Source organism: Occultella glacieicola, assembly GCF_004353825.1.
Classification (GTDB): Bacteria; Actinomycetota; Actinomycetes; order Actinomycetales; family Beutenbergiaceae; genus Occultella; species Occultella glacieicola.
On the sequence record NZ_SMNA01000004.1, the window covers coordinates 1 to 13,859 of the forward strand.

Here is a 13,859-nt window from a genome sequence, read left to right on the forward strand (position 1 = left end):
CGAGAGTGGCCCGGGCCGCGCGCAGGCCGGCGGCGTACCCGGCCGCGTGCCCGCGCCGCTGCGCCTGCTCCTGGCCGCGCGGGTCCGCGCCGGCCCCGGTGCTGGGGAAGACGGCCGGGGCGAACCTGGCCGCGGCCGCGGGGGAGTCAGTCGACATAGCGATCCTCCGAGCCGCGCACGACCACGAGCTCGCCGCTCGCCTCGAGGCGCCGCATCGCCAGGACCACCTCGTTCCGGGCGTCCTCGACCTGGGAGGCGCGCAGGCGCACGGGGCGCGCGGTCTCCTCGTCGAGGATCTCCCGGTTGCGGCTGGAGATGTTGGCGGTGATCTTGTCGGAGATCGCCGGCGTGGCGCCCCGCAGGGCGATCGCGAGCATCGCAGGGTCGATCCCGCGGAGCACCTTCTGCATGTCCAGGTCCTCGACGTGGACCACGTCGGCGAACGTCAGCAGCTGGGCCCGGACCTCCTCGGCCAAGTCCGGGTCGAGCTGGTCGAGTCCTTCGAGCACGGCGGTCTCGGTGCGCTTGTCCGCCCGGTTGATGATCTCCACCAGGGGGACGACCCCGCCGACGTTGTCGGCCGCCTCACGGGACGCGGTGGCGGCGCCGACCCGCTGCTTCAGCGTCTCGGCCACGATCGAGACGGCCTCGGGTGACGACGGGCCCATGGTGGCGATGCGCCTGGCGAGCTGGGGCCGCAGGTGGTCCGGGAGCACGGAGAGCACCCCGGAGGCGCGCTCGGGACGCAGGTGCGCCAGCACGATCGCGACCGTCTGCGGGTGCTCCCCCTCCAGGAGCTGCACGAGGTGCGGGTCCTCGACGGTGTCCAGGAACTCGAACTGCTGGCCGGCCATCGACGACTCGACCCGGGTCATCACGCCGGCGGCCCGCTCGGAGCCGAACGAGGCCTCCAGGAGACCGGTGGCCACGTCCTTGCCCCCGCGGGAGCGGAACCGGCTCGTGATCGTGGAGTCGTGCACCTCGGTGACCACGGCATCGGCCACCGACCGGTCCACCCGGCGCAGCCGGACGATCTCCGCCGTGATCTCCTCGGCCTCGGCCTCGGTGAAGCGCTGCATCACCTTGGCAGCGCGCTCCTGTTCCAACTGCATCAGCAGCAGGGCCACCTTCTGCACACCGGTCAGTTCGGTGTCCGTGACGCTCATACCGGGCGCCTTTCGTCCATCAGGTCACGCAGGGCCTCGGCCATCCGGTCCGGGTCGTGCTCGGCGATGGAGTCGAGTTCGGCGCGCTTGCGCACCAGGTCCTCCGGGCCGTTGTCCAGGAACGGAGGCGGCGGCAGCTCGAACCGGGGCTCGGGGTCGGCCGGCAGTTCCGGTCGCGCCCCGTCCTCGATCGTCTCGATGGTGGCCGGGCCGAGGTCGATCGACTCCCGGTTCTGGCGGCGGTTGCGGCGGGCGTAGATCACGAGCGCGACGATGACGGCGGCCAGCACCGCGGCGACGATCATGCCGGTGCGGGTGAGGTCCGCGCGCTGCTGGGCCGTCTCCGCGGCCGCGGCCGCGGCGATCGCGTCCTGCGCCTCCTGTGCGGAGGACGTGTCGAACTGCACGGGGGTGACCGTGACCTCGTCGCCGCGAGCGATGTCCACGCCCGCGGCCGTGGCGACCAACGCGGACAGCTCGGCCATGTTCACCGGCGCCGCGGCGGCGGTGTCCACCGCGACCGAGACCGACTGACGGATCAGGGTCCCGGCCGGGATGGTCGTGGTCTGGGTGACCGAGTTCAGCGCGTTGTCGTTCACCTCGGACTCCGAGGAGTACTCCCCGGCGTCGCCCTCGCCGTCCGGGACGGCGATGTTGTCCGGGCCCAGGACACCGGCCCCGGTGCCGCCGGACCCGGTGTAGGTCTCGGTGGTCGTCGAGGAGGAGTGCGCGGGCGCCCCCTCCGGCGCGGTGAAGCTCTCCTCGAGCCGTTCGGCCGACTCGGTGGAGACCTGTGCCGCCACCACGACGGTCGAGTTCCCGGCGCCGAGGACCTGGTCGAGCATGGCCTGGACCTGGGCGCGGACCCGCTCCTCGTGGTCACTCGCCTGCTGGTCCGGGGTGCCGGTGGCGCCCTGCCCGACGGCGGAGAGCACCCGCCCGGTGGCGTCGATCACGGCGACGTCCGTGGGCGCCATGCCGTCGATGGACGCCGAGGTCAGATGCACGATCGCCTGCACCTGGTCGGAGTTGAGGGACACGCCCTCGTCGGTCTCGATGAACACCGACGCGGTCGGGTTCGTGGCCTGGGAGACGAACACGGTCTCCTCGGGGATGGCGAGGCGCACGGAGGCGGTCCGCACGCCCGACATGGCGCCGATGGTCGCGGCCAGCTCACCCTCGAGGGCGCGCTGGTAGGTGACCTCCTGCTGGAACTCGCTGGTCGTCACCCCCATGTCGTCGAGCAGCGAGTAGCCACCCGTCGAGGAGCTCGGCAGGCCCGCAGCCGCGGCCTGGAGGCGCTGGTCGTAGACCGACTCCTCCGGCACCAGCACCGTGGAACCGCCGTCGGTCAGCTGGTACTCGACGCCGTTCGTGCGCAACTGTTCCACGATCGTGTTCGCGTCGGTGGGGGACAGCCCGGAGAACAGCGGGGTGAACGACGGGCGGGAGAGCCAGGAGGAGAGCGCGACGGAGCCGAGGATGAGCACCGCGATCCCGATCAGGGCCAGCGTGCGCTGGGCGAGGCTGAACGCGCGGACCGACTCCACGAGCCGGCCGAACCAGGAGGTCAGGGTCGCCGCCATCAGGCCTGCATCCTCATGATCTCGTTGAACGCGTCCACACCCTTGTTCCGGATGGTGGCGACGAGTTCGAGGGTGACCTGCGCACGGGTGCTGGCCAGGGTGGCCTGGTGGATGTCGGTGAGGTCACCGGTGACGGCCTTGATGGCCAGCTCGTTCGAGGTGCCCTGCAGCGCCTGCAGGTCCTCGAGGGCCCCGGTGAGGGCCGCGCCGAAGCCTTCCGGGCCGGTCGCGGCCGCAGCCCGGTCGACGGCGGCGGGTGCGCCGGTCTGCTGTGCGGCGCCGAGTGCGCCGATGGCGTCGATGGGCATCAGTTGCGTCCGATCTGGAGGGCGGCGGTGTAGGTGTCCTTGGCGCGGTCGACGACGGCGGCCGAGGCCTGGTAGCCGCGCTGGGCGAGGATGAGCTGCGACATCTGGGAGGCCATGTCGATGTCCGGGTAGCGCACGTAGCCGTCGGCGTCGGCGAGCGGGTGGTCCGGCTCATGCACGAGCCGGCCCTCGGCGTCGCCGTAGGCGGCACCCTGGACGTACACGCCGCCCTCCTCGCCGGCGGTGGCGAGGACGTACCGCGCCCGGAACGCCTCGCCGCCGGTGCTGGTCACGGTGTTGGCGTTGGCGATGTTGTCGCTGATCGCGTCCAACCACTTGCGGTGCACGGTCAGGCCGGTGCCGGCCACGCCGATCGCGTCGAAGGTCATCAGTTCGTCCTCATCGCCGTGCGCAGGGCCGTGAACGGGCCGTCGGCGGCCCGCGCCGCGAACTGGAAGCGCAGCACGGTGTCGACGTTCGACAGCGTCTCGGTGTCGAGATTGACGTTGTTGCCGTCGAGCCGGGTGGGCTCGAGGGAACGCTGCTCGGTCGCCTCGGCGCCTCCGTCGCCCGCGGCCACGGACCGGGCGATGGCGTCCTCGAACGCGACCCGGCGGGCGGTGTAGTTCGGGGTGTTGACGTTCGCGATGTTCGAGGCGATGGCACGCTGCCGCGCGGACAGGCCATCCAGGGCGCTCGAGATCGCGAGCGAGGTCACGGATTCCAGCACGAGGAGACTCACTTCGTGTCGATGCTGCGGTGGCCGATCCGTGGCCGGGGCTGAGCGATCCGTGCTCAGTTCCCTCTCTCGGCAGCAGCGTGACGTCGGTAAGCGGTTCCGTGCGAGCAATGTATAGACGTCGCAGGCGACAGTGACCGCGCATACAGGGAGACGCCCAGGTGGCGTCTTGACGCGATGGTCAGCCCGTGACGTCCAGGTAGACCGGGTGCCCGGCGTCGGCGCTCGGGACGGTGGCGAGCGCGGCGCGGTGCCGGCGGGCCGCGGCCATCGATTCCCGGAGGGCGGTCGCGGCCTCCTGCTGGGCGTGCACGACCGCGCGCGCCCGGTCGCGCAGGTCGGCCGGGAGCGGGCCGAGGCCCGACGGCGGGTGCCAGGCGACGGAGGGCAGGGGCCACTGCGCCGCTTCGGTCGTGCTCGACGTCGCTGCCGCGGCACGACGGGCCTCGTGCTCGAGGGCGTCGAGGAACTCGACCCAGGTGTTCGGGGTGCCGGGCACGGCCGCGAGGACGGGCACGTGCGCGTCGGTCGGGGCCATCAGGCCACGCCGAGCGAGCCGTTCGGCGCCGCGCTGCGCAGCGCCGGCACCATCGCCGCAGCCTCGTGCCAGGCCTCCCGGATCGGCTCGAGGAGTTCACGCACGGTCGTCACGAGGGCGGCGTCGCGGGTCGTGGTCGCGGTGAGCAGCCGGGACAGTGCGAACGAGTAGATCGCGTGCAACTGCACCGCACCGTCCCAGGCGTCCACGTCCAGGGTTGTCATCAACTCCGTCAGGATGCGCTGGGCGTGGACCACGTGGCCACGGGCCTCGTTCCAGTCGCCGGCCACGTTCGCCGCCTCGGCGCGGCCGAGGTCCAGGAGCAGACGGTCGTAGAGCATGGTGACGAGGCGGGCGGGCGAGGCGGCGAGCACCTGGTCCTGGAGATAGGACTGCCTGGCGGCACTGAAGGTGGACATCGGTGGCGGGCCCCGGTCGGGGCTGCCTCCTCTCGGTGGTCGGGGTGGTCAGGGTGGTCAGACGGAGTTCGAGGTCGCCAGGCCGGCGAGCTGCGAGGCGAGGTAGGACTGCTGGGACTCCAGCCGGGACAGCGCGACCTCCATGGCGGTGAAGGTGCGCTGCAGCGTCTCCCGCCGGGACACGAGCCGGCGGTCCCACTCGGCGATCTGGGTACCGATGTCCTCGACCCGGTCCTGCTCGCCGGTGATCCGGACGCTGAGCAGGCCGGTCTTGGGCGCGGACACCGCCTCCGCGGCTTCGCTCACGCGGCCGGCGATCGCGCCCAGCGTGCTGGTGACCCGGTCCGGGTCGGCGGCGAGCGCCTCGCGGAAGGCGGTCTCGTCGAACTCGACGGTGCCGTCGCGGGTGATCACGATGCCGATCTCGGACGGGGACCGGCCCTCGACCGGTGCGGTCGCGGCCGTGAGCAACCGTGATGAGACCTCGCGCACGGTGGACTCCCCGGCGAACAGGCCGCCGCTGACGACCGGCTTGCCGTCCGCGCCGGTCGTGGCGGCGACCCGGCTGCGGGTGGCGATCTCGGCGAAGATCTCCGCGAGCGCGCCGACCAGCTCCTCGGCGGTCGTGGCCTGGGCGTCGGCGTCGGCGGCCACGGTGACGGTGACCGGGTCCGGGCCGGCGGTCGAGACGGTCACATCCACGCCCGGCATCAGGTCGGTGAAGGTGTTCGTCGCCGAGGTGACCTGCTGCTCGGCCGCCGTTCCGGCCCAGAGCGTCACGACGGCGTCGGCGCCGGCGCGTACGTGGGCGGCACCCGGGCGGGTGAACAGGTCCTCGGCGGTACCCGCCGTCACATCGGCGGACGACCCGGCGAAGACCTCGAACGCGGCGTCGGCACCGGAGCCGGCCGCGGTGAACTGGAGCCGGTGCAGTGCCTCGCCGGTCACCGGGTCGACCCCGGCGGCCACCTTCGAGGCGCGCACGCCGGCGTCGGCGGAGTTGACGGCGGCGACCACGGCGTCGAGGTCGCCGCTGCCGGCGGTGATCTCGGTGAGTTCGCCGCTCGCGGACCGGACGGTGAGCACGGCCGGGTCGGTGCCCCATGCGGACATCGCGGCGGTCACCGAGGACTGGGTCCGGGCCACGGATGAGACCACGACGGAGAGTTCACCGACGCCGGCGCCCTTCGCCGCGGTCACGGTCACGCTCGGGTCGCTGCTGGTCGCGGTTCGCGGCTGCAGCCCGGTGTCGGTGGTGAGGTCCTTCGCCCGCTCGGTGAGGGCGGCGACCTTGGTGTTCAGGGACTGCCAGGCCGCGATCAGGCTGTCCGCGGTGGTGCGCTTGGAGGCGAGGAGCCGTTGGGGCCCGGCCTCGGCCGTGATCAGTGCATTGATCAGCGAGGTGGTGTCGAGGCCGCTGATGATGCCGTCGATGCCGAAGGAGGCCATCGCGAGAACTCCGATCAGATGGGACGAGGCCGGTGGGACGAGGACGCCCGCGGTGGGGGCCGGACGGGACGGCTCCCACCCCGGGCGTCGGTTGCTGCCGATGGAACCGGTGGCCGGCCGGTGGGGGGATCACCGGCCGGCCGTGGCTCAGCGGAGCAGCTGGAGGACGCCCTGCGAGGCCTGGTTGGCCTGCGCGAGCATCGCGGTGCCGGCCTGCGACAGGATCTGCGACCGGGTGAAGTCCACCATCTCCTTGGCCATGTCGACGTCGCGGATGCGCGACTCGGACGCGGTCAGGTTCTCGATGGAGACGTTGATGTTCTTCACCGCGTACTCGAGGCGGTTCTGCGTCGCACCGAGCTCGGAACGGCCGGTGGACACCGAGGCGATGGCCGTGTCGATCGAGTCGATGGCGGCCTGCGCCGTCGTCGCGTCCGTCACGTCGAGCGTGCCCAGGGTGGTGACGACCCCCGTCAGGTTGTTGGTCGCGAGGCCGATCGTGATCTGCGAGCTGGTGCCCGAGTCCGCACCCACCTGGATGGTGAGGTCGGCCGCGGTGCCGTCAAGCAGCTGGATGCCGTTGAAGTTCGTGCTGTCGGCGATCCGGGTGAGCTCGTCGGTGAGGTCGCCGAGCTCGTTGGAGATCGCGGTGCGCGAGTCGGCGTTGTTCGTGTCGTTCGCACCCTGGACGGCGAGGTCACGCATCCGCTGCAGGATCGAGTGTGCCTCACCGAGCGCGCCCTCGGCGGTCTGGACGACGCTGATGCCGTCCTGGGCGTTGCGGGCGGCCACGGTGTAGCCGTTGACCTGGCTGCGCAGGCCCTCGGCGATGGACAGGCCGGCCGCGTCGTCACCGGCGCGGTTGATCCGCAGACCCGAGGAGAGCTTCTCCAGGGACTTGGCCTGCTGGTCCTGGGTGATGGCCAGGTTGCGGTAGGTGTTGGCCGCCGAGGTGTTGGTGTTGATTGCGAAACCCATGATGCTTTCCTCCGTGAGTGGGCTGATCGTGTCCGGCCCATCCGTGGGCCGTCAGCGCTACCTCTCGGCAGCGTCGCTCGGGATGTAAGGAGTCCGTTCGGACGACCGTCGCGGGGTCCTCAGGACACGGCGCGCACGGCCTCCGGGCGGGTGAAGCCGCCCTGGGTCAGGGCGGCGAGCTCGGTGAGGAAGGCGCGTCGGCGCGACGGCGCCACCCGTGACGTCGGGTCCGGGGCGTCGCCGTCGTCGTCGCGGTAGTGGGTGGCGAGCCCGTCCCGCAGCAACCGGACCGCCTCGGCGCGCTGCTGGGACACCGCGGCGTGCGAGATGCCCAGCTCCGCGGCGATCTCGTTCACGGTGCGGTCGGCGAAGTACACCTGCTCGGTGATGTAGCGCATCCGCTCCGGCAGTGCCGCGACCGCGGCCCGCACGTACGTGGCGCGCTCGGCGACCATGACCGCGTCCTGCGGCGAGCCGTCGGTGTCGTGGAGGCGGTCGATGGTGACGTCGTCGAGCGAGTGCACCGTCCGGGCCGCATCCGCGAGTGCGGCGTCCACGCCGGCCACCTCGACCCCGAGGGCGTCCGCGAGCTCCTCGCGGGAGGGCTCGCGGCCGAGCGTGCCGCGCAGCTGCTCGCTCGCCGACAGTGTCTGACGGATCCGGCTACGGGCGCAGCGGGTCGCCCAGTCGCCCGCCCGCATCTCGTCGGCGAGCGCGCCGATGATCCGCTGCCGCGCGTAGGCCCCGAAGGGCACCCCGAGGGTCGGGTCGAACGCGTCGGCGGCGGTCACCAGGGCGACCGCGCCAGCCGAAGCCAGGTCGTCGCGGCTCAGGTGCGTGGCCCGACGGCAGACGTCGGCGACGAGATAGCCGACCAGCGGCAGGTTCTCCACCACGACCGCATTGCGCTCGGCACGATTCACGACTCGACCCCCGGGACCTCAGAACGGACGCACGCTCGGTGTCGGGCCGGGACCGGCCGCTGATCGTGCAGGGACGACCATAGCGCATGTATAGACGTTGGACTAGACCTTACGAGCGCAGGATCGATGCCGAGAGTGGATCATGCGAGGGAACGAGTCCTCGCGACGGACCGGATCGGGGATCACATGGGAGCGCAGGAGCTGTCTGCCGCCATTTGGCACCAAAGGAACTTGCTCGAGTTGCTTCTGTTCAAGTTGACCGAGGAGCAGCTGCTGCTCACCGCTGGGCGCACCGATTGGCTCGCCAATGCCACCCGGGAGGTGGAACAGGTAGTCGAGCGTCTATACGAATCTGGACTCGCACGGGATGTCGAGGCCGCCGGGGTCGCCGGTCGGTGGGGAGCGGCCGACGGCGCCAGCCTGCGCGAGCTGATCCAGCACGCGCCGTCGCCCTGGGACGAGGTGCTCACCGAGCACCTCACCGCACTGACCTCGCTGACCGCCCGGATCCGCGACCTGCGGGACGCGAACGCGCAGTTCCTGCGCACCGGGTTGCGAGCCACCCAGGAGACGCTGGCCGGGCTCGACGGGGCGGTCGGCACGTACGACTCCCACGGAGCCAGCCGCGCCGAGACCGGCGCGGCCCGGCTCGTGGACAAGAGACTGTGAGGACACGATGAGCACCTTCGCCGGACTGAACACCGCCTTCCTCGGCGTCACGGCCCAACGTCGTGCCCTCGACGTGGTGGCCCAGAACGTCGCGAACCTGAACACCGTCGGGTACACCCGCCAGCGGGTGGAACTCTCCGGCGTCGGCTCGCCGGCCACTCTCGGGCTGTTCGCCGGTGCTCCGGAGCCCGGGCGTGGTGTCCGGGTGGACGGAGTCACCCGGCTCGGGGACGCCTACGTCGACGCCCGGGTCCGCGGCACCGCCTCCTCGCACGGCTTCGGGGCCGTCCGGGCCACGGCGCTCGCCGCGCTCGAGGAGTCCCTGCGCGAGCCGGGTGAGAACGGCCTGGCCGCGAAGCTCGACCAGTTCTGGGCGTCCTGGTCGGACCTGGCGAACCGGCCCGGTGACCCGTCCGCTGCGATCGTCGTGCGGGAGGCCGCCGCGAGCGTGGCCGTCGCCGTGAACCAGGGCTACGCCGAGGTGGACGCGCAGTGGAGCCGCGCCCGGGAGCAGGCCGACGCCCTCGTCGGCGAGCTCAACGGCGCGGCCGCTGCGGTGGCGGAACTGAACGAACGGATCCGGTCCACGGCGGCCGCCGGCGGATCGGTGAACGAGCTCATCGACCAGCGCTCGAATCTCACCACCACCATCGCGGCGATCGCCGGCGGTGAGGTGCGCCAGCGTGAGGACGGCACGGTCGATGTCCTGGTCGGCGGCAACCCGCTGGTCTCCGGGGCCACGCACAACCCGGTCGTGGTCGCCGGAGCCGGCCGGCTGGCCGATGCCGCCACCGACCCGGTACGGGTGGCCTGGGCCCACCGGCCCGGCACCTCGGCGGGGCTGGGCGGTGGCGAGCTCGCAGGCACCGTCTCGCTGCTCGCCCCGGCCAACGGCAACGGTACCGGCGGCGTGCTCGCCGAGGCCGCGGCCTCCTACAACGCCTTCGCCACCGACCTCGCCGCGAAGGTGAACGCCGTGCACGCGCCCGGTCTGACCACCGACGGCGTCCCGGCCGGGAACTTCTTCGGCCTCAGCGCGGGCGCGCCGGCCGCGGCGGGGCTGCGGGTGGTCGCCACCGCGCTGGCCACCGGGGCCCCGGGTGCCGGTGGCCAGGACGGTTCGGTGGCGGACACGCTCGCTCAGATCGGCTCCGGCTCGCAGGCTCCGGACGCGCTCTGGGCCACGTTCGTCACCGAGACGGGTGTCCGTGCGCGGGGTGAGGCCGAGAGCGCCGCCCTCGCGGCTCTAGCCGCCGGTTCGGCCCTTGACCTGCAACTGGGCACCGCCGGCGTCGACCTCGACGAGGAGACCATGAACATGATGACCTTCCAACGTGCCTACGAGGGCTCGGCCCGCGTGATGACGGCGATCGACGAGATGCTCGACACCCTCATCAACCGGACCGGGATCGTCGGGAGGTGAGCGCCATGATCACCCGAGTCACGCATCAGCTGACCGCCCGCACGGCGGCACAGAACCTGCAGGCCTCGCTGGCCCAACTGAACCGGCTCACCGAGCAGGCGACCAGCGGCACCCGGATCTCACGCCCGTCCGACGACCCGAGCGGAACGGCCGAGTCCCTGCGTCTTCGCGGCGAGCACCGGGTCGCCCAGCAGCATGCCCGCAACGCCCAGGACGGCCTCGGCTGGGTGACCGTGGTCGACAACGCCATCCAGACCGGGATCGACCTGATCGGCCGGGCCAAGGACCTCACCCTCACCGGTGCCAACGGGGCGAGTTCCCCAGCGGCCCGCGAGGCGCTCGCCACCGAGATCGACTCGCTCCGGGAGGCCATGATGGACCAGGCGAACCGCACCCACGGCGGCCGGTCGGTGTTCGCCGGCACCTCGGACGCGCCGACCGCGTTCGACACCGACGGCACCCACAACGGCGTCCCCGGCGCCACGGTGCAGCGCCGGATCGGCCCGGACTCGACCGTCCGCGTCGATGGCGACGGCGTGGCGGTGTTCGGGTCCGGGACCGGCTCGGTGTTCTCGCTCCTCACGGACATCGCGGCCGACCTGCGCTCCGGGGTGGACGTGACCCCGCGGCTCGCCGAGCTCGACGGGCGTCAGCAGCAGATGCTCGGCGAGCTCACCGCCGTGGGCACCAGGTACAACCGGCTGGAGGTGGCCGAAGCGGCCAACGAGCAGCGCATGGGAGGGTTGGAGAACCGACTCTCCGCCGTCGAAGGGGTGGACATGGCCAGGACGATCATCGACCTCAAGTCGGCCGAGGTCGCCTACCAGGGTGCGCTCGGCGTCAGTGCTCGGGTGCTCCAGAACAGCCTGCTGGACTTCCTCCGATGAGCGCCGTCACGTTCCTCTCGCCGCCCCCCGGACTAGCCCCGCACGTCGAGTTCGAGCTGACCCCGGTGCCGGCAGCGACCGGCCTGCTCACCCTGACCGCGCCCGGCGCGGACGGGCTCCGGCTGTTCCTCGTCGACGCGCAGGCGCACCTGTCCGGGTACACCCCGGTGCTCTCCGCCGAGCAGGGCACCCGGCTCGGCCTCTCGGACGCGGCCGAGGCGGAGGTCTTCGTGGTCGCCAACCCCGCCGGCGAGGTCACGACCGTCAACCTGATGGCGCCGGTCGTGGTGCACCGAGGCAGCGGGGCCGCGCTCCAGGTGATCCTGGAGAACCAGGACTGGCCGCTGCAGCACCCCCTCGGCGAGCCGGTGAGCCCACGATGAGCGAGCCGGACCGGGCGGACCCCGTCGCCGACACCGACGACGCGGGCGCGTCGGTGACCCCGGCCCTACCCGGCTACCTGAGCCTGCGCGAGATCGCCGCACTGGCCGCGATCGCCGTCGGGACCCTGCGGTCCTACCGCCGGGACTCCTCGACGGGCTTCCCACAGCCGGCCTGGCGGGCCGGCGCCACCCCTCTCTGGCGGGTCGACGAGGTGCGCGAATGGCTCGCGGCCCGGCCCTTCTCGCCGACGATGACACGCCTGCGGCCCGATGGCTCGATCGAGGTCGTGCGAGCCTCGGACTACGTCGCCCGCCGGGCCGCCGGGCGGGTCGGCAGGGCCCGCCGACACCTCCGGGAACCGTACGCGCACGGACTGGTCGCCGCGCTGGACACCGGCGACTGAGCGTCGTGGTGCCGCGCCGGGATCAGTCGAGCAGGCGGGCCTGGGGTACGAGGTCGGACAGGTCCTGCAGTTCCACGTCGCTCGCCGGCCCGTTCACGAACGTCCGCACCGGCATCCTCGTCGAGGCGTAGGCGTCCTCGAACGCCTCCCGCAGCGCCCGCGGCGAGCGCGAGAGGCCCCACTCGACGGTCTCGTCGGTCGAGCGGAGGAAGTCGGCGAAGAGCGGGTCGGACGTCCACAGCTCGCGCATGGTTCCGGACGTGTCCAGCGCCAGGCGCACCACCGAGGAGATGGCCCGGCGCTGCCGCACCGTGTTGTTCGATGTCAGCGGGCCGAGGACGAACTGCGCGCGCCGGTGGGTCGTCGTGAGGTCGAAGGCCGGTCTCGCCCGGCCGGTCAGGTTCGGCGGTTCGAGGATCCGCTCGCCGGGGCGCAGCATACGTTGCAGACCGAGCGCGACGGCCGTCGCCGTGCTCACCGCGCTCAGCCGGTCCGCACGCCGGCGGGTGAGGCTGGCGTACTCGATCAGCTCGGCGGCCACATTCTGGTCGGACGCCGGCGTGTCCAGTGCCGAGCCGTCGACCTCACCGCTCGACGCCGTCAGGGTTGCGGTCGTCCGTCCGGACAGCGCGCTCTCCCAGTCGTCCACGAACCGGCTCAGGGACGGGGTCAACAACGCCGTCGCGAGATGGTGCCAGGCAGCTTCGGCGTCCCCGGTGACGTCCTCCGGTCGACGGGTGATCGGGACCCCGCGGCGCCGGGTCCGCCCGGTTGCCGAGGAGGAGACCTGGAACCCGAGCTGCTGAAAGATCCGCCGCGCGGTCTCGGTCGTGAAGTCGGCGCGGTACAGGCCGGTGCACAGCTCCAACGCCTGCTTGACCGGCCAGTGCAGGCCGGCCACCGCGACCCAGTGCAGCTGGATCCGCGCGGGCCGGCGCCCCGCGAGCGACTCGCGGACGCTCTCGGGCGTGAGGTGGTGTGAACGACCCTTGATCGTGAAGCGCATGGCGTCAGCCCAGCTGGGGCGCGACCTCCCGGGCGATCAGGTCGAGGTGGTCGAGATCCTGCAGATCCATCACCTGCAGGTAGACCCGCTCCACGCCCGACTCGCGCAGCCGGGCCAGACGGTCCACGGCCTCGGCCACGGTGCCGGCGATGCCGTGCTCGCGCAGTTCGGCGCCCTCGCGCCCGATCGCGGCCGCACGCTGCCCGAACTCGGCCTCGTCGGCACCCACGCAGAGCACGTGGGCGGCGGAGTACGTGAGGCTGTCGGGATCCCGGCCGGCCTCGGTGCAGGCCCGGCGCACCCGCTCGAGCTTGGACGCGATCTCGTCGAACTCGGCGAAGCCGAGATTGAACTCGGTGGCGAACCGGGCCGCGAGCGCCGGGGTGCGCCGGGGCCCGTGGCCACCCACGATCACCGGGATCGAGGCCTGCACCGGTTTCGGCAGCGCCGGGCAGTCGGTCAGTCGATAGTGCTCGCCGGCGAAGGAGAACGTCTCGCCCAGCGGGGTCCCCCACAGTCCCGTGATCACCTGGAGCTGCTCGGTGAGGATCCCGAAGCGCTTGGTCGGGAACGGGATCCCGTAGGCCGTGTGCTCGGCCTCGAACCACCCGGAGCCGAGCCCGAGCTCGACCCGTCCGCCGGACATCTGATCCACCTGGGCCACCTGGATCGCAAGCACGCTGGGGTGGCGGAAGGTGGCGGAGGAGACCAGCGTGCCCAGCCGGATCCGGGAGGTCTCCCGGGCCAGGCCGGCGAGCGTGGTCCACGCGTCCGTGGGCCCCGGCAAGCCGTCGCCGCCCATGGTCAGGTAGTGGTCGGACCGGAAGAACGCGTCGAAGCCGAGATCCTCGGTGGCCCGGGCGACGGCGAGCAGGTCGTCGTAGGTGGCGCCCTGCTGGGGCTCGGTGAAGATGCGCAGTTGCATGGGTCCACCCTGCCACGGCCGGTCGTCGATGGCCGCGCCGAGCCCGGCCCGGCCCT

General features: G+C 72.4%; 17 protein-coding genes. 5 read left to right on the forward strand and 12 right to left on the reverse strand.

Annotated elements, in window-relative coordinates; genetic code table 11:
• Window positions 1-146: 146 nt before the first annotated feature.
• The 10 genes from fliG to EXU48_RS08050 form a co-directional block, all read right to left on the reverse strand.
• Window positions 147-1,166, reverse strand: coding sequence for a flagellar motor switch protein FliG (fliG, locus tag EXU48_RS08005; RefSeq protein ID WP_133107143.1), 1,020 nt, complete (start codon window positions 1,164-1,166; stop codon window positions 147-149).
• Entirely contained in the window at window positions 1,163-2,752 is a 1,590-nt protein-coding gene (fliF, locus tag EXU48_RS08010; protein WP_133107144.1) for a flagellar basal-body MS-ring/collar protein FliF, read from the reverse strand. Before fliF ends, fliG begins: the two co-directional genes overlap by 4 nt.
• On the reverse strand, window positions 2,752-3,060 hold the full coding sequence (locus EXU48_RS08015) for a flagellar hook-basal body complex protein FliE (RefSeq protein ID WP_133107145.1): 309 nt from the start codon (window positions 3,058-3,060) through the stop codon (window positions 2,752-2,754). Before EXU48_RS08015 ends, fliF begins: the two co-directional genes overlap by 1 nt.
• On the reverse strand, window positions 3,060-3,449 hold the full coding sequence (locus EXU48_RS08020) for a flagellar basal body rod protein FlgC (protein ID WP_133107146.1): 390 nt from the start codon (window positions 3,447-3,449) through the stop codon (window positions 3,060-3,062). Before EXU48_RS08020 ends, EXU48_RS08015 begins: the two co-directional genes overlap by 1 nt.
• Window positions 3,449-3,790, reverse strand: a complete 342-nt coding sequence (locus EXU48_RS08025; protein WP_133107549.1) for a flagellar basal body rod protein FlgB — start codon at window positions 3,788-3,790, stop codon at window positions 3,449-3,451. Before EXU48_RS08025 ends, EXU48_RS08020 begins: the two co-directional genes overlap by 1 nt.
• Window positions 3,791-3,980: 190 nt before the next feature.
• A complete protein-coding gene (locus EXU48_RS08030) occupies window positions 3,981-4,337 on the reverse strand; it encodes a hypothetical protein (RefSeq protein WP_133107147.1) in 357 nt (118 codons plus the stop codon).
• Entirely contained in the window at window positions 4,337-4,756 is a 420-nt protein-coding gene (gene fliS, locus EXU48_RS08035) for a flagellar export chaperone FliS (protein WP_133107148.1), read from the reverse strand. Before fliS ends, EXU48_RS08030 begins: the two co-directional genes overlap by 1 nt.
• 57 nt (window positions 4,757-4,813) lie before the next feature.
• Window positions 4,814-6,205, reverse strand: coding sequence for a flagellar filament capping protein FliD (gene fliD, locus EXU48_RS08040; RefSeq protein ID WP_133107149.1), 1,392 nt, complete (start codon window positions 6,203-6,205; stop codon window positions 4,814-4,816).
• Between the two features lie 147 nt (window positions 6,206-6,352).
• Window positions 6,353-7,183 (reverse strand): flagellin N-terminal helical domain-containing protein, encoded by an 831-nt coding sequence (locus EXU48_RS08045; protein ID WP_133107150.1) that lies wholly within the window; start codon window positions 7,181-7,183, stop codon window positions 6,353-6,355.
• 119 nt (window positions 7,184-7,302) lie between these two features.
• Window positions 7,303-8,106 (reverse strand): sigma-70 family RNA polymerase sigma factor, encoded by an 804-nt coding sequence (locus EXU48_RS08050; protein WP_133107151.1) that lies wholly within the window; start codon window positions 8,104-8,106, stop codon window positions 7,303-7,305.
• Window positions 8,107-8,292: 186 nt separating this feature from the next.
• Between EXU48_RS08050 and EXU48_RS08055 the strand changes: the two genes are divergently transcribed.
• Genes EXU48_RS08055 through EXU48_RS08075 form a run of 5 tightly spaced genes read left to right on the forward strand, consistent with a single transcriptional unit; the run spans window position 8,293 to window position 11,872 of the window.
• Window positions 8,293-8,775, forward strand: coding sequence for a flagellar protein FlgN (locus EXU48_RS08055; RefSeq protein ID WP_133107152.1), 483 nt, complete (start codon window positions 8,293-8,295; stop codon window positions 8,773-8,775).
• Window positions 8,776-8,782: 7 nt separating this feature from the next.
• Window positions 8,783-10,198 carry a flagellar hook-associated protein FlgK gene (flgK, locus tag EXU48_RS08060; RefSeq protein ID WP_133107153.1) on the forward strand — a complete coding sequence of 472 codons (1,416 nt, stop codon included), beginning with the start codon at window positions 8,783-8,785 and terminating at the stop codon, window positions 10,196-10,198.
• A gap of 5 nt (window positions 10,199-10,203) precedes the next feature.
• On the forward strand, window positions 10,204-11,085 hold the full coding sequence (locus tag EXU48_RS08065; RefSeq protein WP_133107154.1) for a flagellin N-terminal helical domain-containing protein: 882 nt from the start codon (window positions 10,204-10,206) through the stop codon (window positions 11,083-11,085).
• Complete coding sequence (gene fliW / locus EXU48_RS08070; RefSeq protein WP_133107155.1) at window positions 11,082-11,468, forward strand: flagellar assembly protein FliW; 387 nt, start codon at window positions 11,082-11,084, stop codon at window positions 11,466-11,468. The genes EXU48_RS08065 and fliW overlap by 4 nt, the downstream gene beginning before the upstream one ends.
• On the forward strand, window positions 11,465-11,872 hold the full coding sequence (locus EXU48_RS08075; protein WP_133107156.1) for a helix-turn-helix transcriptional regulator: 408 nt from the start codon (window positions 11,465-11,467) through the stop codon (window positions 11,870-11,872). The genes fliW and EXU48_RS08075 overlap by 4 nt, the downstream gene beginning before the upstream one ends.
• A gap of 22 nt (window positions 11,873-11,894) precedes the next feature.
• Here EXU48_RS08075 and EXU48_RS08080 read toward each other — a convergent pair whose 3' ends face one another.
• Window positions 11,895-12,878 carry a hypothetical protein gene (locus EXU48_RS08080; RefSeq protein WP_133107157.1) on the reverse strand — a complete coding sequence of 328 codons (984 nt, stop codon included), beginning with the start codon at window positions 12,876-12,878 and terminating at the stop codon, window positions 11,895-11,897.
• A gap of 4 nt (window positions 12,879-12,882) precedes the next feature.
• Window positions 12,883-13,803, reverse strand: coding sequence for an LLM class F420-dependent oxidoreductase (locus tag EXU48_RS08085; protein WP_133107158.1), 921 nt, complete (start codon window positions 13,801-13,803; stop codon window positions 12,883-12,885).
• Window positions 13,804-13,859 lie beyond the last annotated feature (56 nt).

Bases quoted from the DNA above. Each gene is read 5' to 3' on its own strand.
- fliG (WP_133107143.1), bottom strand. From the start codon at position 1,166: ATGAGCGTCACGGACACCGAACTGACCGGTGTGCAGAAGGTGGCCCTG.
- fliF (WP_133107144.1), bottom strand. From the start codon at position 2,752: ATGGCGGCGACCCTGACCTCCTGGTTCGGCCGGCTCGTGGAGTCGGTC.
- EXU48_RS08015 (WP_133107145.1), bottom strand. From the start codon at position 3,060: ATGCCCATCGACGCCATCGGCGCACTCGGCGCCGCACAGCAGACCGGC.
- EXU48_RS08020 (WP_133107146.1), bottom strand. From the start codon at position 3,449: ATGACCTTCGACGCGATCGGCGTGGCCGGCACCGGCCTGACCGTGCAC.
- EXU48_RS08030 (WP_133107147.1), bottom strand. From the start codon at position 4,337: ATGGCCCCGACCGACGCGCACGTGCCCGTCCTCGCGGCCGTGCCCGGC.
- fliS (WP_133107148.1), bottom strand. From the start codon at position 4,756: ATGTCCACCTTCAGTGCCGCCAGGCAGTCCTATCTCCAGGACCAGGTG.
- fliD (WP_133107149.1), bottom strand. From the start codon at position 6,205: ATGGCCTCCTTCGGCATCGACGGCATCATCAGCGGCCTCGACACCACC.
- EXU48_RS08045 (WP_133107150.1), bottom strand. From the start codon at position 7,183: ATGGGTTTCGCAATCAACACCAACACCTCGGCGGCCAACACCTACCGC.
- EXU48_RS08055 (WP_133107152.1), top strand. From the start codon at position 8,293: ATGGGAGCGCAGGAGCTGTCTGCCGCCATTTGGCACCAAAGGAACTTG.
- flgK (WP_133107153.1), top strand. From the start codon at position 8,783: ATGAGCACCTTCGCCGGACTGAACACCGCCTTCCTCGGCGTCACGGCC.
- EXU48_RS08065 (WP_133107154.1), top strand. From the start codon at position 10,204: ATGATCACCCGAGTCACGCATCAGCTGACCGCCCGCACGGCGGCACAG.
- fliW (WP_133107155.1), top strand. From the start codon at position 11,082: ATGAGCGCCGTCACGTTCCTCTCGCCGCCCCCCGGACTAGCCCCGCAC.
- EXU48_RS08075 (WP_133107156.1), top strand. From the start codon at position 11,465: ATGAGCGAGCCGGACCGGGCGGACCCCGTCGCCGACACCGACGACGCG.
- EXU48_RS08080 (WP_133107157.1), bottom strand. From the start codon at position 12,878: ATGCGCTTCACGATCAAGGGTCGTTCACACCACCTCACGCCCGAGAGC.
- EXU48_RS08085 (WP_133107158.1), bottom strand. From the start codon at position 13,803: ATGCAACTGCGCATCTTCACCGAGCCCCAGCAGGGCGCCACCTACGAC.